At 69.3% G+C, this 15,277-nt stretch carries 13 protein-coding genes; 9 read left to right on the top strand and 4 right to left on the bottom strand.

Going from position 1 to position 15,277, the window contains the following annotated elements:
- The first annotated feature begins 134 nt into the window (after window positions 1-134).
- Window positions 135-980 (top strand): dimethylargininase, encoded by an 846-nt coding sequence (ddaH, locus tag ACFE6Z_RS08060; protein WP_375385206.1) that lies wholly within the window; start codon window positions 135-137, stop codon window positions 978-980.
- The gene (rocD, locus tag ACFE6Z_RS08055) at window positions 977-2,197 is read left to right on the top strand and encodes an ornithine--oxo-acid transaminase (protein ID WP_375385205.1); all 1,221 of its coding nucleotides are present in this window, start codon (window positions 977-979) and stop codon (window positions 2,195-2,197) included. The genes ddaH and rocD overlap by 4 nt, the downstream gene beginning before the upstream one ends.
- Window positions 2,198-2,306: 109 nt before the next feature.
- Here rocD and ACFE6Z_RS08050 read toward each other — a convergent pair whose 3' ends face one another.
- Window positions 2,307-3,860, bottom strand: a complete 1,554-nt coding sequence (locus ACFE6Z_RS08050; RefSeq protein ID WP_375385204.1) for a molybdopterin-dependent oxidoreductase — start codon at window positions 3,858-3,860, stop codon at window positions 2,307-2,309.
- A 77-nt stretch (window positions 3,861-3,937) separates the two neighbouring features.
- Between ACFE6Z_RS08050 and ACFE6Z_RS08045 the strand changes: the two genes are divergently transcribed.
- The 4 genes from ACFE6Z_RS08045 to ACFE6Z_RS08030 are packed head-to-tail and all read left to right on the top strand — an operon-like array spanning window position 3,938 to window position 8,696.
- Window positions 3,938-5,629: a circularly permuted type 2 ATP-grasp protein gene (locus ACFE6Z_RS08045; protein ID WP_375385203.1), complete on the top strand. Its 1,692-nt coding sequence runs from the start codon at window positions 3,938-3,940 to the stop codon at window positions 5,627-5,629.
- Complete coding sequence (locus ACFE6Z_RS08040; protein ID WP_375385202.1) at window positions 5,623-6,555, top strand: alpha-E domain-containing protein; 933 nt, start codon at window positions 5,623-5,625, stop codon at window positions 6,553-6,555. The genes ACFE6Z_RS08045 and ACFE6Z_RS08040 overlap by 7 nt, the downstream gene beginning before the upstream one ends.
- Window positions 6,552-7,397, top strand: coding sequence for a transglutaminase N-terminal domain-containing protein (locus ACFE6Z_RS08035; RefSeq protein WP_375385201.1), 846 nt, complete (start codon window positions 6,552-6,554; stop codon window positions 7,395-7,397). The genes ACFE6Z_RS08040 and ACFE6Z_RS08035 overlap by 4 nt, the downstream gene beginning before the upstream one ends.
- 27 nt (window positions 7,398-7,424) lie before the next feature.
- Entirely contained in the window at window positions 7,425-8,696 is a 1,272-nt protein-coding gene (locus tag ACFE6Z_RS08030) for a D-arabinono-1,4-lactone oxidase (protein ID WP_375385200.1), read from the top strand.
- Window positions 8,697-8,726: 30 nt separating this feature from the next.
- Here the strand turns inward: ACFE6Z_RS08030 and ACFE6Z_RS08025 are convergent, their stop codons facing one another.
- From ACFE6Z_RS08025 to ACFE6Z_RS08015, 3 genes are read right to left on the bottom strand one after another with little or no spacing between them, the layout of a single operon-like run.
- Window positions 8,727-9,998, bottom strand: coding sequence for an MFS transporter (locus ACFE6Z_RS08025; protein ID WP_375385355.1), 1,272 nt, complete (start codon window positions 9,996-9,998; stop codon window positions 8,727-8,729).
- Window positions 9,999-10,023: 25 nt separating this feature from the next.
- The gene (locus ACFE6Z_RS08020) at window positions 10,024-10,470 is read right to left on the bottom strand and encodes a MarR family winged helix-turn-helix transcriptional regulator (RefSeq protein WP_375385199.1); all 447 of its coding nucleotides are present in this window, start codon (window positions 10,468-10,470) and stop codon (window positions 10,024-10,026) included.
- 54 nt (window positions 10,471-10,524) lie between these two features.
- Complete coding sequence (locus tag ACFE6Z_RS08015; protein WP_375385198.1) at window positions 10,525-12,132, bottom strand: DHA2 family efflux MFS transporter permease subunit; 1,608 nt, start codon at window positions 12,130-12,132, stop codon at window positions 10,525-10,527.
- A 94-nt stretch (window positions 12,133-12,226) separates the two neighbouring features.
- On the opposite strand from ACFE6Z_RS08015, the gene ACFE6Z_RS08010 reads away from it, so the two are divergent.
- The 3 genes from ACFE6Z_RS08010 (at window position 12,227) to ACFE6Z_RS08000 (ending at window position 15,269) form a co-directional block, all read left to right on the top strand.
- The gene (locus tag ACFE6Z_RS08010) at window positions 12,227-13,078 is read left to right on the top strand and encodes an alpha/beta fold hydrolase (protein WP_375385197.1); all 852 of its coding nucleotides are present in this window, start codon (window positions 12,227-12,229) and stop codon (window positions 13,076-13,078) included.
- 164 nt (window positions 13,079-13,242) lie between these two features.
- Window positions 13,243-14,292: a biotin/lipoate A/B protein ligase family protein gene (locus ACFE6Z_RS08005; RefSeq protein WP_375385196.1), complete on the top strand. Its 1,050-nt coding sequence runs from the start codon at window positions 13,243-13,245 to the stop codon at window positions 14,290-14,292.
- A complete protein-coding gene (locus ACFE6Z_RS08000) occupies window positions 14,289-15,269 on the top strand; it encodes a DNA-methyltransferase (RefSeq protein ID WP_375385195.1) in 981 nt (326 codons plus the stop codon). The genes ACFE6Z_RS08005 and ACFE6Z_RS08000 overlap by 4 nt, the downstream gene beginning before the upstream one ends.
- Window positions 15,270-15,277: the final 8 nt, after the last annotated feature.

Here is a 15,277-nt window from a genome sequence, read left to right as displayed (position 1 = left end):
CGATGACTCATGCGAGAATCGGATCCGGCGTGCCCGAGTCGCCCCCTTCACCTGCGCTCCGTCGTACAGACGCAGAACGAAGGGCCGTCGGGCCTCGAGGACAGCGTCCGCCGCCCCGCTTCTCAGGAGCAGATATGACGCGAATCGCCCACCACCGCCGCTACCTGATGTGCCGCCCCGAGCACTTCACGGTCAGCTACACGATCAACCCGTGGATGGAGCCGGCCAATCCCACCGACACCGCGAAGGCCGTCAGCCAGTGGCAGGTGCTGCACGACCTGTACCTCGAGCTCGGGCACGAGGTCGAGCTCATCGACCCCGTCGAGGGGCTGCCGGACATGGTCTACACCGCCAACGGCGGGTTCCTCATCGACGGGGTCGCATACGGCCCGAAGTTCCGCTTTCCCGAGCGTCAGGGCGAGTCGGCGCCTTTCATCGACTGGTTCCGCACGCACGGGTTCGACACGCGCGAGCCCGTCGAGGTCAACGAGGGCGAAGGCGACTTCCTCCTCGTGGGCGACACTATCCTCGCCGGCACCGGCTTCCGATCCACCGATGACAGCCACCGCGAACTGCGCGAGATCTTCGGTCGCGAGGTCGTCTCGCTCACCCTCACCGATCCGCGGTTCTACCATCTCGATACCGCGATCGCGGTGCTCGACCCCGTCGAGGGAGTCGAGGCCGAGGGCCCTGCACGCGCCACGATCGCCTACCTGCCGTCGGCCTTCGACGCAGAGAGCCAGCAGATCCTCGCGGAGCGCTACCCCGACGCGATCCATGTGTCCGACGAAGACGGCTCGGTCTTCGGGCTGAATTCCGCCAGCGACGGGCTCAACGTGATCATCTCGCCGCGGGCGAAGGGGTTCGAGAAGCAGCTGCGCGAGCGCGGCTACAACCCGATCACGGTCGATCTGTCCGAACTGCTGCTCGGCGGCGGCGGAATCAAATGCTGCACGCTCGAGCTGCGAGGCCGCTCATGAGCACCCCATCGCTGGACACGACCGCGATCCGCCTCATCGCCGACGAGCAGAATCACCTCGCCCACAACTACCACCCGCTTCCTGTCGTCGTCGCGCGCGGCGAGGGGGCATGGGTCACGGATGTCGAGGGCAAGCGCTACCTCGACCTGCTCTCGGCCTACTCGGCGTTGAACTTCGGCCACGGGCATCCCGCCATCCTCGCCGCCGCGCGCGAGCAGCTCGGCAGGCTCACCCTGACCAGCCGCGCCTACCACAACGACCGGCTCGGCCCCTTCGCGACGGCGCTCGCGCGACTGTGCGGCAAAGACCTCGTGCTGCCCATGAACACGGGCGCCGAGGCGGTCGAGACGGGCATCAAGGTCGCGCGCGCATGGGGCTACCGCGTGAAGGGCATTGCTCGGGATGCTGCGACCATCGTCGTCGCCGACGGCAACTTCCACGGCCGCACGACGACGATCGTCGGGTTCAGCGACGACCCGCAGGCGCGCGACGGGTTCGGTCCGTTCACGCCGGGCTTCGTGCACGTCCCGTTCGGCGACGCGGCGGCGATCGAGGCCGCGATCGATGCGGACACGGCCGCGGTGCTGATCGAGCCCATTCAGGGCGAAGCGGGGGTCGTGATCCCCCCGGAGGGCTACCTCCGCGCCTTGCGCGAGATCTGCACACGGCACGGCGTCCTGTTCATCGCCGATGAGATCCAATCCGGCCTCGGCCGGGTCGGAACCACCTTCGCGTGCGACCGCGAGGGCGTGGTGCCCGACCTCTACCTCCTCGGCAAGGCGCTGGGTGGCGGCATCCTTCCCGTCTCGGCGGTCGTGGGCGACGCCGCGGTGCTCGGCGTGATCGGCGCGGGCGAGCACGGCTCGACCTTCGGCGGCAACCCGCTCGCCGCCGCCGTCGGACTCCGCGTGGTCGAGATGCTGGAGACCGGCGAGTTCCAGACCAGGGCTGCCGCGCTCGGCGAGCACCTCGCGGGCCTGCTCGAGGGCCTCGTCGGCCACGGCGTGACCGCTGTGCGCGTCGCGGGCCTGTGGGCAGGCATCGACATCGACCCCGCCGTCGGGACAGGACGCGAGGTGGCCGAGCGCCTGCTCGCCCGCGGGGTGCTGGTCAAAGACACCCACGGGCAGACGATCCGCATCGCACCGCCGATCGTCGTGCGAGCGACCGAACTGGACTGGGCGGTCGAGCAGCTCCGTGTGGTGCTCGACGGCTGAGGCCGCGACCCTTCGACGAGCTCAGGGACCGATTGCGACGAGCTCAGGGACCGATTGCGACGCGCTCAGGGACCGGTTGGGGCTAGCTCAGGGAGACCGTGCGTGCCGCTCAGGCGGAGACGGTGATGCGGCGCTCGTGCCAGCCGGTCGCGCCATCGGGCACGACGTCGGCGTGCGTACCGGTCTGCACCTCGCCCGTCGCGCTGATCGCGCGGCAGCGGAGCACGTGGTCGCCCGCACTCGCGGTCCACGGCATGCTCCACTGCACCCACGTGTCGTCCGAGATGGCGGTCGCGAGCGTGGCCGCAACCCAGTCGCCCTCGTCGATCTGCACCTCGACTCCCGAGACGCCCACATGCTGCTGCCAGGCGACGCCGGCGATGACCGTGTCGCCCGCCTTCAGACCCTGCGCCTGCCGCGGCACGTCGATTCGTGATTCCAGTTTGATGGGGCCGCGCTCGGCCCACCCGCGCTGCGTCCAATAGGCGGCGGCATCGCCGAAGCGCATGACCTGCAGTTCGACGACCCACTTGGTCGCCGAGACATAGCCGTACAGGCCGGGAACCACCATCCGCACGGGGAAGCCGTGCTCGGCGGGCAGCAGGTCGCCGTTCATCCCCACCGCGAGGATCGCATTGCGATCGTCGGTGAGGGCTTCCAGCGGGCTCGAGGCGGTGAATCCGTCGATCGAGCGCGACAACACCATGTCTGCACCGGCCTTGGGCCGCGCGCGGGCCAGCAGCTCGCGGATCGGATAGCCGAGCCAGAGCGCGTTGCCGATCAGCTCGCCGCCGACCTCGTTCGACACGCAGGTGAGGGTGGTCACGCTCTCCTCGAGGGGGAGGGCGAGCAGTTCGTCCCAGGTCAGCGTGAACTCGTTCTCGACCATGCCGGTGACCTTCAGGCTCCAGTCCGCCGGGTCGATCTGCGGGACGATCAGCGCCGTGTCGATGCGGTAGAAGCCCGCGTTCGGCGTGATCACGGACGCCACACCCGGGATGCCGAGATCGGCCGATGCGGGAATCGGAGGCGCGGTCGCGACAGGCGAGGGGAGCGTGATCTTCGCCCGGATGGCCTCGACAGACCGGGCCCCCGCCCGCAGCGTCGCACCGCCGATCGTGGCGAACACGCCGATCGCCACCGCTCCGCCGCTCCACAGCAGGAATCGGCGCCGATCGACCCCGGGGTCGTCCCGCGCAGTCTGCGCCGGCGCCTGCGCTCCAGGAGCGCGGCGCACCAGCATCCAGAGGGCGACGGATGCTCCGATCCCGGCGATCACGGACGGGATCCACGACAGCAGCCCCGAGTCCGCGCGCGTCATGGCGGCCACCGCGCCCGCGGCGCCCACGAGGAGGAAGACGACGCGTCCCCACGGCGGCAGACGCCGTTCCAGGATGCCGGCGCCTGCGGCGACGACCAGGAGCACGATCGCGATCCCGACCAGCAGCGCCGCCTTGTCGTTCGTGCCGAACAGGTCGATCGCCGTGTCTTTGGCCCACGGCGGGGCGAAGTCGATGAGGGCGGAGCCGATCGCTGCGAACGGGCTGGAACCGGGCGAGAGGATCGCGGCTGCGAGCTCTCCGATACCCGCGCCGAAGATGACCGCGGCGACGCCTGCGACGGCGCCGTCGAGGCCGCGCCAGGCGCGTGTGACAGGTCCCACGGACCGAAGCCTACGGCCGCCGCCTGTGCACAAGATCGGAAATACTCCCGCAACATGCCGCGGGCTAGGCTCTCCCCATGGGCGATCTGTTCGACGGGTACGGCTCCACGCTGGCGCCGCGCAAGACCGCGTCGGGCGTTCCCGCGTTCGACGAGATGTTCGGGATTCCCGACCATCCCGGCGAGACGGCGCAGTCGCGTGAGGCCTACCGGGAGCTGTATCAGGCCCTCGCCAAGATGACTCAGGAAGAGCTCCGCGGGCGCACCGAATCGCTCGCCAGCTCGTATCTCGCCCAGGGCGTGACGTTCGACTTCGCCGGCGAGGAGCGACCCTTCCCGCTGGACGCGGTGCCCCGCGTCATCACGTACAACGAATGGGCGCGCGTCGAGGCGGGCGTCAAGCAGCGCGTCAAAGCGCTCGAGGCGTTCCTCGACGACGCCTACGGCCGTCAGCACTGCGTGCGCGACGGAGTGCTGCCCGCAAAACTCATCGCGTCGTCGCAGTACTTCTACCGGCAGGCCGCCGGCATCCACAGCGCCAACGGCGTCCGCATCCAGGTGTCGGGAATCGACCTGATCCGCGACGAGCACGGCGAGATGCGGGTGCTGGAAGACAACGTGCGCGTGCCCAGCGGGGTCAGCTACGTCATCTCCAATCGCCGGGTCATGGCCCAGACTCTCCCCGAGCTGTTCGTCTCCATGCGCGTGCGCCCGGTCGGAGATTACCCGAACAAGCTCCTCGCCGCCCTGCGCGCCTCGGCCCCGTCGGGTGTCGAAGACCCGAACGTGGTCGTCCTCACCCCGGGCGTGTACAACTCGGCGTATTTCGAGCACACGCTGCTGGCACGACTGATGGGCGTCGAGCTGGTCGAGGGCCGTGACCTCATCTGCATCGGCGGACGCGTCTTCATGCGCACGACCCGCGGGCCTCAGCGCGTCGACGTGATCTACCGCAGGGTCGACGACGAGTTCCTCGACCCGCTGCAGTTCCGCGCCGACTCGATGCTCGGCGCCCCCGGGCTCATGCTGGCTGCGCGCCTGGGCAACGTCACGATCGCGAACGCGGTCGGCAACGGCGTCGCCGACGACAAGCTGCTCTACACCTACGTGCCCGACCTGATCCGGTACTACCTCGCGGAAGAGCCGATCCTCAAGAACGTCGACACCTGGCGCCTGGAAGATCCCGGTGCGCTCGAGGAGGTGCTCGATCGCCTCTCCGAACTCGTGGTCAAGCCGGTCGACGGCTCGGGGGGCAAGGGACTGGTCGTGGGGCCGGATGCTTCGCCCGCCGAACTCGACAAGCTCCGGGGGCGCCTCATCGCAGACCCCCGTGGCTGGATCGCACAGCCCGTCGTCATGCTCTCGACCATCCCGACCCTCGTGGAGGACGGGATGCGCCCCCGCCACGCCGACCTTCGCCCCTTCGCGGTCAATGACGGCGACGACGTCTGGGTTCTGCCCGGCGGACTCACCCGCGTCGCCCTGCCCGAAGGACAGCTCGTGGTCAACTCCAGCCAGGGCGGCGGCTCGAAGGACACCTGGATCGTCGGCGGATCCGCGCCGGGCCACGTCGAGTACGGCCAGGGAGTCGGCCTCGCCGGCCTCGTCGCCGACCAGGCCGCAACGGTGACCGCCGCCATCCCGATCATTTACGACAGCCGGCCCGAGCCCGCCCACTCGCCCCAGGACCGCCCGCGCGGCCACAGCGAACAGCAGGAGCAGCAGCAGCAACAAGCTCAGGAACCGACGTCCGGGAGTTCGCCGTGTTGAGCCGGATCGCCGAATCTCTTTTCTGGATCGGGCGCTACATAGAGCGCAGCGACGGCACGGCCCGCATCCTCGACGTGCACCTGCAGCTGCTGCTGGAAGACCCGTGGGTCGATGAAGACACCGCGTGCCGCTCGCTGCTGCTGGTCATGGGATCGGTCCCACCCGGGGCGGATGAGACCGTTCGCCGCGAGGACGTCCTCGCCCGCCTCGCGATCGATCGCGCGAACCCGTCGAGCATCGGCTACGCGCTCGGCGCAGCGCGCGAGAACGCGCGCCGCGCGCGCGAGATCGTGAGCACCGAGCTCTGGGAGACGCTGAACACCACCAACTCGCGGATGCCACGGCGCCTGCAGCTCGACAAGGTGCACGACTTCTTCAAGTGGGTGCGTGAGCGCTCGGCGCTCGCGATCGGCACCGTCGATTCGTCGACCAGTCGCGACGAGGCATGGCAGTTCTTCACGCTCGGCCGCAGCATCGAGCGCACCGACATGACGGCACGCCTATTGGCGACGAGGTCGCTGACCGAAGCATCCGGTCCTTCGTGGACCACGATCCTGCGCTCGTGTGGTGCGTACGAGGCGTACCTGCGCACCTACCGCGGCATGCCGAGCGCGCGCAACGCCGCCGAGTTCCTCTTGCTCGACCGCCTCTTCCCCCGCTCGATCATCTACTCGATCCAGACCGCCGAGGCCTGCATGAGCGCGATCGACCCGGTCGCCGACCGGGTCGGACACTCCAACACGGTGCTGCGCGCGCTCGGCCAGATCCGCAACGACCTCGAGTACCGGCCGATCAATGAGATCCTCGGCGAGCTGCCCGAGCACATGGACCGTGTGCAGAAGGTCACGCGCGAGGCATCCGAGGCCATCCGCTACCGCTTCTTCCCCACGCAGGCCGAGCCGAGCTGGATCGGGGAGACCTCATGAAACGACTCCGCATCGAGCACCAGACCGGGTTCACGTACCAGGGCGAGGTCTCTGCCTCGTACAACGAGGCACGGATGCTGCCCAACTCGACAGACAGCCAGTTCGTGCTCAGCTCGTCGCTCGACATCGAGCCGGGCACGGCCGTGAACCACTACGTCGACTATTTCGGCACCCGGGTCGCCGTCTTCGACGTGCTGTCGGCGCACGCCGCGCTGCAGATCACGGCCAAGAGCCTCGTCGAGGTGCGCCCCCGCCCGCTCGAGTACGCCGACATCTCATGGGACCGGCTGCACATCGAAGCCGCGCGCTCGATCGAGACCGTCGAGCAGCTCAGCCAGACCGAGCGCACGGCGCCGCACCCGGAGGTCGTCGAGATCGCGCGCAGCATCGCGGCCCAGCACGATGACCCCGGTCACGCGGCGCACGCGATCGCCTCAACGGTCGGCGACGCGGTCGAGTACATGCACGGCATCACCGGCGTGCACTCCACGGCGAACGAGGCCTGGGAAGCCCGCAAAGGCGTCTGTCAGGACATCGCGCACATCACGCTCGGCGCCCTCCGCGAGGTCGGCATCCCGGCTCGTTACGTCTCGGGGTACCTGCATCCGCGCGCGAACGCCGAGGTCGGCGTCGCGGTGGCGGGCGAATCGCACGCGTGGGTCGAATGGTTCGCCGGCGACTGGCAGGGGTTCGACCCCACCAACAACATCGAGATCGGCGACCGGCACGTGCTCGTCGGCCGCGGCCGCGACTACAGCGATGTGCCCCCGCTGCGTGGCGTGTACGCCGGCCCGTTCACGTCGCTCCTGCACGTGAAGGTGATGATCACCCGCGAGGCGTAGGCGCGACAGGTCGGATGAAGGAGCAGGATGCCTCGGAACTGGGCGGGAACATACGAGTACACCGCGCCGCGGATCGTCGCGGCGTCGAGCATCGACGAAGTGCGCAGCGCCGTCGTCGCGGCGATCGAGAGCGGCGGCCGCGTGCATGCGCTGGGCACTCGCCACTCGTTCACCGACCTGCCCGACACCGCCGGCACCCTCATCGACCTGGGGGGACTCGAGGGCGGATTCGCGCTGGATGCGGTGGCCCGGACGGTGACGGTCGCGGCCGGTACCCGGTACGGCGTGCTCGCGCTGTGGCTCGAGGAGCGGGGCTGGGCACTGCACAACCTCGGTTCGCTCCCGCACATCTCCGTCGGCGGCGCGACGGCGACGGCCACGCACGGCTCGGGCGACGGCAACGGCGTGCTCTCCACGGCCGTCGCCGCCATCAGCTACGTCGGAGCCGACGGAGAGCTGCACGACGTGCGCCGCGGCGACCCCGACTTCGCCGCGCTCGTGGTCGGGCTCGGCGCGTTCGGCATCGTGGTGTCGCTCACGCTCGACCTCCAGCCCTCGTTCCGGATGCGGCAGGACATCTACCGCGGGCTGCAATGGGATGCTCTGCTCGACCGGTTCGACGAGGTCACCGGCGCCGGGTACAGCGTGTCGGTCTTCACCCGCTGGGGCGACGACGAGGTCGGACACGTGTGGGTGAAGACCCGCTTGGACGCCGACGACGACCCCGTCCCCGATGAACTCGCCGGGGCGGTCCGAGATCCGGTCGTGGGGCAGGCGCTCACCCCGGTTCTCGACACGAACGTCACCGAGCAGGGCGGGGTGCCCGGGCCGTGGCTCCTGCGACTGCCGCACTTCCGCCTCGAGGCCCAGCCCTCGTACGGCGACGAGATCCAGACCGAGTACTTCGTGCCCCGCGAGCGTGGACCCGAGGCGCTGCGCGCGGTCAGGGCGCTGGCTGCCAGCATCCAGCCGTATCTCCTGGTCACCGAGCTGCGCACGGCCGCGGCCGACGAGCTGTGGCTGAGCGGCGCGTATCAGCGCGACTTCCTCGCGATCCACTTCACGTGGGCCCGCGATGCCGAGGGGGTCGGCTCGGTGATCCCGCTCATCGAGGCGGCCCTCGCCCCCTTCGACGCGCGGCCGCACTGGGGCAAGGTGCACGGCTTCCGGGCTGCCGACATGGAGCGGGTGCACCCGAGGCTCGCCGACGCGAGCGCGGTCTTCGAACGCCTCGACCCCGCGGGATGCTTCACCAACGCGCACCTCGAACGCGTCGGCGTGCGCGCGCCGCGCGGCTGAGCGCTGCGGACTCGCCCGGCCGCGCCGACTTCAGTGCACCGGTGCGCGCGTGACCACTCCCACCGGTCGTGTCTCGTCGATCGTGAGGTGGAAGCGGCGCGACCGGTCGCGATGCAGCCGGCCCGATGCGATCATCCACGTGGCGCCGATCGCGCAGGCGAGCAGGCCCGCCGCGGCCCCCACCTGGATCGCGGCCCGCGGCCCGAGCGTGGTGGCGACCCAGCCGGCGATGGGGGCGCCGATCGGAGTGGCTCCCATGATGACCGCCATGTAGAGCGCGAGCACGCGGCCGCGCAGGGCGGGGTCGGTCGTGGTCTGCACGTACCCGTTCGCGGTGGTGAGCATCGTCACCGTGCAGAAGCCCACCAGCACGAGGGTGACCGCGTACAGCGCGTACAACGGCATGAAGGAGGAGATGAGCGAAACGACGCCGAATCCGCCCGCGGCATAGACCACGACGCGCATCCGGGCCCGGTCGCGCCGTGCGGACAGCAGCGCTCCAGCGAGCGACCCGACCGCGAGCACCGAGCTGAGCAGACCGTAGCCGTCGGCGTTCTGCCCGAACTCCAGCGCCATCGTCGACGCGAAGATCGGGAAGTTCATGCCGAACGCCCCGAGCAGGAACACCATGACGAAGGTGACGATGAGGTCGGGGCGCTTCGAGACGTAGCGGAAGCCGTCGGCCAGGCGTGCGGCTCCGTGTGTGTGCACACGTGGCACCAGCTCGTCGGCCCGGATCACCCACAGCGCGATCAGCATCGCGAAGAAGGTCGCTGCATTGACCAGGAACATCCACCCTGTTCCGACCAGCACGATCATGACGCCGCCGACCGCCGGTCCGATGAGGCGTGCGGCGTTGAAGGATGCCGCGTTCAACGCGACCGCGTTGGAGGCGTTGTCGCGGGCGACCACGTCCGACACGAACGCCTGCCGGGCGGGGGCGTCGAAGGCGGTGACCACCCCGAACGCGAGCGCGAACACCCACATGAGCGGCAGCGTCAGCACGTGCGTGAGCAGCAGGACGCCCACCGTGACGGCCAGGAGCATGAGCGAGCTCTGGGTCACCATCAGGAGCTTGCGACGATCGAACCGGTCGGCCACCCATCCGGTGACGCCCACGAGTATCAGCGGTGGCCCGAACTGGAGCGCCATCGTGACGCCCATCGCCGTCGCGTCATGGTCGGTGAGCTCGGTGAGGACCACCCAGTCCTGTGCGGTGGACTGCATCCAGCCGCCGATGTTCGAGATCAGCGCGCCGACGAACCAGACGCGGTAGTTGAACAGCGACAGCGATCGGAACATCGAGCTCATCGAATGGCCCCCCGGCTCATCGGTCGGCCATCGCTCGCATGATCGCGGCTGCCCGGGCGAGGGTTTCGCGTTCGGTGCCGGTGAGCTCGGCCAATGCCCCTTCGAGCCAGGCATCGCGTCGGCGCACCGTTTCTTCGACGACGGCGAGGCCGGCCCGGGTGAGGGCGATGTTCACCTTCCGGCGGTCCGCAGCATCCGTCGTCCGCGTGAGATATCCCGACTCCTCCAGGCGCGTGACGGTGCGGTTCATCGACGGCGCGGTCACCCGCTCGCGGTCGGCGAGCTCGCTCAGCGTGTGCAGGCCATGGACCTTGAGGGCGGCGAGCACGGCGAACTGCCCGTCGCTCATGGTGTCGATCGCTCGCTGTGCGCGGAGGCGGCGGGCCAGGCGGAAGGTCGCCATGCGGACCTCGGATGCTGTCGCGCCGAGGTTCTGGTCGGGGATGTCGTCGGGGGTGCTCATACAAATCGTTAGCCTAGCTTATTAGTCATGCTAACGATCTATTTCCCCGCCACGTCAGCCGGTCGATGCCGGCTGCGCCTCGTCTTCGGTCTGCTTGGAGCGACCCGAGCCGAGCGAGAGCGTGGCGAGGAAGCCGAGCGTGAGGAAGCCGGCCGCCGTGAACGCCGCAAGGCGCGTGCCATCTGAGAATGCGGCTTTCGCATCGTCGGCGATATCGGTGGTCGCCGGGGATGCCTCCAGTCCCGCGATCGCCCCGCCGGCACTGTCGACCACGGCCGAGACGACCTGATCGCGCTGCGCGGAGTCGAGCCCGCGGCCGTCGAGCTTCGCACCGAGGATGCCCGCTGTGCTCGTGAACAGGACGGTTCCCAGGATCGCGACACCGAGGGCCGAGCCGATCTGTCGCGATGTGGACTGCGTACCGGAACCCTGACCGCTTTCGACGACGGGGACATCGGCGAGCACCACGCCGGTCAGCTGCGCGGTCGCGAGGCCCACGCCGAAGCCGTAGATGAACAGGAAGGGGAGCAGCCATCCCCATGCGGCGTCCGGTGAGACCACGAAGCCGATGCCGGCGACGCCCACGATCTCGGCGGCGAGCCCGACACGCACGACGAGGACGGGCGATATGCGCCCGCTCGAGGCGCCGGCGGCTCCGCTCGCCACGAACGAGCCGATCGCGAGAGCCAGCAGCACGAAGCCGGTCTGGAGCGCGTCGAAGCCGATCACGAACTGGAGCCACAGGGGGAGCGAGAGGATGATCCCGAACTCGCCGAGCGACACGACCATCGCGGCGATGTTGCCGTTGCGGAACGACGGGATGCGGAAGAGCGAGAAGGCGATCAGCGTCGATCGCCCGATGCGCTGGCGGTGGCGGCCCCACGCGATGAAGCCCACGACGCCGAGCACGGCGATGGCGAACGCGAACGGGATAGGGGAGATTTGCCACGGCCACGTCCAGTCGCCGATCGTCGGGGGAGTGGCAGTCTCCCACCAGCCGTAGGTGCGGCCCTCGATCAGCGCGAACACGAGCGAGGCGCTCGCGATGATGGCGAGGAGTGCGCCGACGACATCGATGGATCCGACCGACTCAGCCCGCGACTCCGCGACAGTGAGCAGCACGCCGACGATGATCAGGATGCCCAGCGGAACGTTGATGCCGAATGCCCAGCGCCACGAGAAGTCGGTCGTCAGCCAGCCGCCGAGGAGAGGCCCGAGCGCGGCCATGCCGCCGATCGTCGACCCCCACACCGCGAACGCGATGCCGCGCTCGCGCCCGCGGAAAGTCGCGTTGATCAGCGACAGGGTCGATGGCAGCACCATGGCACCGCCCACGCCCTGCACGAGGCGGGCGAGGATCAGCAGGCCACCGGTGGGGGCGAACGCGGCGGCCACCGACGACAGGGCGAAGATGACGACGCCGATCAACAGCATCCGTCGTCGTCCGAATCTGTCGGCAAGGCTGCCGAAGACCAGCAGCAACGAGGCGAAGACGAGTGTGTAGGCCTCCTGCACCCACTGCACTTCGGTCGAGGTGAGGCCGAGGTCGCCCACGATCGAGGGGATCGCGACATTCACGATCGTCGAATCGACGATGATCAGCGAAACCGCGATGCTGATGAAGATGAGCCCGGCCCAGCGACGTCGTGCGAAGTCCACCATGATTTTTACCTAGCTTTTCTAGCGAAATAGGTCGATCGAGACAGTAGCACTCTTCACGGCTCGACCGGGAGGGCGGCGATCTAGACTCGGCGTCATGCCCGAACTCATCGATGCGTACGGCATCGCGATCGTCTACGACGTCCACCCGGCGACGACCACGCCGCGCGGGGTCGTGCAGCTCCTCCATGGCGTCGGCGAGCACACCGGCCGGTATGCCGCGACGATCGCGAGCCTCGTCGCAGAGGGGTACACGGTGTACGCCGACGATCATCGCGGGCACGGCCGGACCGGTATGAAACAGCACGGCGGCGATGCGGCCAAGCTCGGGAAGCTGGGCAAGGGCGGGCACCGGGCGGCTGTGGCCGCCATCTGGCAGCTCACCGAGCTGATCCGCGACGAGAATCCCGGGCTCCCGCTCATCCTGCTCGGGCACTCGTGGGGCTCGTTCATCGCGCAGATCCTCCTGAACGACCACCCCGAGGCCTACGACGCCGTCATCCTCTCAGGGACGGCGCTCCGGATGCCCGGCTCGCTCAATGCGGGTGACCTGAACGCGCCGTGGAAGGCGAAGGGCGCGATGGGCACGGAGTGGCTCTCGTCCGACCACGCCGTCGGCAAGGACTTCGTTGACGATCCGCTCACCACGACGACCCCGCTGGCCCGGCTGTTCGGGCCGATCGAGGGTGTCCGGATCTTCGGGAGGCCCCGCAAGAACCTCGGTCGCGACATCCCGATCCTGCTGATGGTCGGCCGGGACGACACGGTGGGTGGGCCGCGGAGCGTCCACAAGCTCGCCGACGAGTACCGCACGCGCTCGGGCCTCGGCGACGTGACGACCCTCGTGTACCCGGGCGCGCGGCACGAGATCTTCAACGAGGTCATGCAGGATCGCGTGCGCGGCGACCTGCTCGCCTGGCTCGACCAGCGCTTCCCCGCCCGCGACTGATCGCGCCGCCTCGCCCGCAATGCACCCTCGGTTCTCGCAATGCACCCTCGGTTCTCGCAATGCACCCTCGGTGAGGGTGCATACCGACGGTCGAGGGTGCATACCGACGGTCGAGGGTGCATTGCGACGGTCGAGGGTGCATTGCGGCGGCTTAAGCTGGGGCCATGCACGGCGAATACAAGGTGCCCGGCGGAAAGCTCGTCGTCGTCGACCTCGAAGCACATGACGGTCGCATCGTCGACTTCCACCTCGCGGGCGACTTCTTCCTCGAACCCGACGACGCGCTGCTCGACATCGACGCGGCCGTGAACGGCCTGCCGGTCGAGTCGGATGTCGCGACCATCGCCGCCGCGGTGCGCGCAGCGCTCCCCGAGGGGGCGCAGTTGCTCGGGTTCACCCCCGAGTCGGTCGGTACGGCCGTGCGGCGCGCGCTCGTGACGGCGCCCGGCTGGCGCGATTTCTCGTGGGAGATCGTCCACGAGCCTCCGGTCAGCCCCCGGATGAACCTCGCGCTCGACGAAGTCCTCACCGCCCGCGTGGGCGACGGACGTCGCAACCCGACGCTGCGCCTATGGGAGTGGAACGAGTCGGCCGTGGTCATCGGCTCGTTCCAGTCGTATCGCAACGAGGTCGACCCCGAAGGTGCGGCCCGCCACGGCTTCGACGTCGTCCGGCGCATATCCGGCGGTGGAGCCATGCTCATGGCGGCGAACTCCATCGTGACCTACTCGCTGTATGTCCCGGCATCGCTCGTCGCGGGAATGACGTTCGCAGACTCGTATGCGTTCCTCGACGACTGGGTACTGCAGGCGCTGCGCTCGCTCGGGATCGAGGCGACCTACCAGCCCCTCAACGACATCGCCTCGCCGCAGGGCAAGATCGGCGGTGCCGCGCAGAAGCGGCTCGCGAACGGCGGAATCCTGCACCACGCGACCCTCAGCTACGACATGGACGGCCAGGTCATGACCGAGGTGCTGCGCATCGGCCGCGAGAAGCTCAGCGACAAGGGCACCGTGTCGGCGGCCAAGCGCGTCGACCCGCTGCGCCGGCAGACCGGCCTGCCGCGCGAGGCCATCATCGAGCGATTCATCGACACGTTCGCGAACCTCTACGGCGCTGTGCCGGGGCATATCACCGAAGCGGAATACGCCGAGGCGCAGGCGCTCGTCGACTCGAAGTTCTCGACCGATGCGTGGCTCCGACGGGTGCCGTGAGCAGTCCTCCGGTCGGTGAACCGGCCGGAGGATCGGTCGGTGGGTCGGTCGAGATCCACCACGGCGACAACCTCGCTGTCGCCGCCGGATTCGCCGACGGCGCGTTCACGCTGATCTACCTCGACCCCCCGTTCAACACGGGTCGGGTGCAGCACCGCGCGGTCGAGACCGCGCGGTCCGCGCGTGTCACAACTCCGCCTGAGAATGCGGGCGTGCTGACCGATGCGCCGATTCCACCGGCCTCGGCCGGCGACGGCGGATTGCCGAGGAGGAGTTATGGCACGCCGCCGACGGGGACCGTGGTCCGCGCCGGGTTCCACGGACGAGCGTACGAACGGCTGAGCGGCGATCTCCGCAGCTATGACGATCGCTTCGACGACTATTGGGCGTTCCTCGAGCCGCGGCTGGTCGAGGCCTGGCGGCTGCTCGCCAACGACGGGACCCTTTACCTGCACCTGGACTACCGCGAAGCGCACTACGCGAAAGTGCTGATGGATGCTCTATTCGGCCGCGACCGCTTCCTCAACGAGCTGATCTGGGCGTACGACTACGGCGCGAAGACCCGCAAGCGCTGGCCGACCAAGCACGACACGATCCTCGTGTACGTCAAGGATCCGGCCGGGTACTGGTTCGACTCGGACGCCGTCGACCGCGAGCCCTACATGGCCCCCGGCCTCGTCACGCCCGAGAAGGCCGCGCGCGGCAAGCTGCCCACCGACGTCTGGTGGCACACGATCGTGCCCACGACCGGCCGCGAGAAGACCGGGTACCCGACCCAGAAGCCCGAGGGCGTGCTCCGCCGGATCGTCCAGGCCTCGAGCCGCCCGGGCGACCGCGTGCTCGACTTCTTCGCCGGCAGCGGCACCACCGGCGCGGTCGCGTCGGCGCTCGGCAGGCACGCGGTGCTCGTCGACGAGAACCCCGCGGCGATCGAGGTCATGCGGCGGCGCATGCCGTACGCGCGCGTGATGCCGTAGCCTCCCGC

This window comes from uncultured Microbacterium sp., from assembly GCF_964244775.1.
Classification (GTDB): Bacteria; Actinomycetota; Actinomycetes; order Actinomycetales; family Microbacteriaceae; genus Microbacterium.
This window is presented reverse-complemented; position numbering and strand designations above follow the sequence as displayed.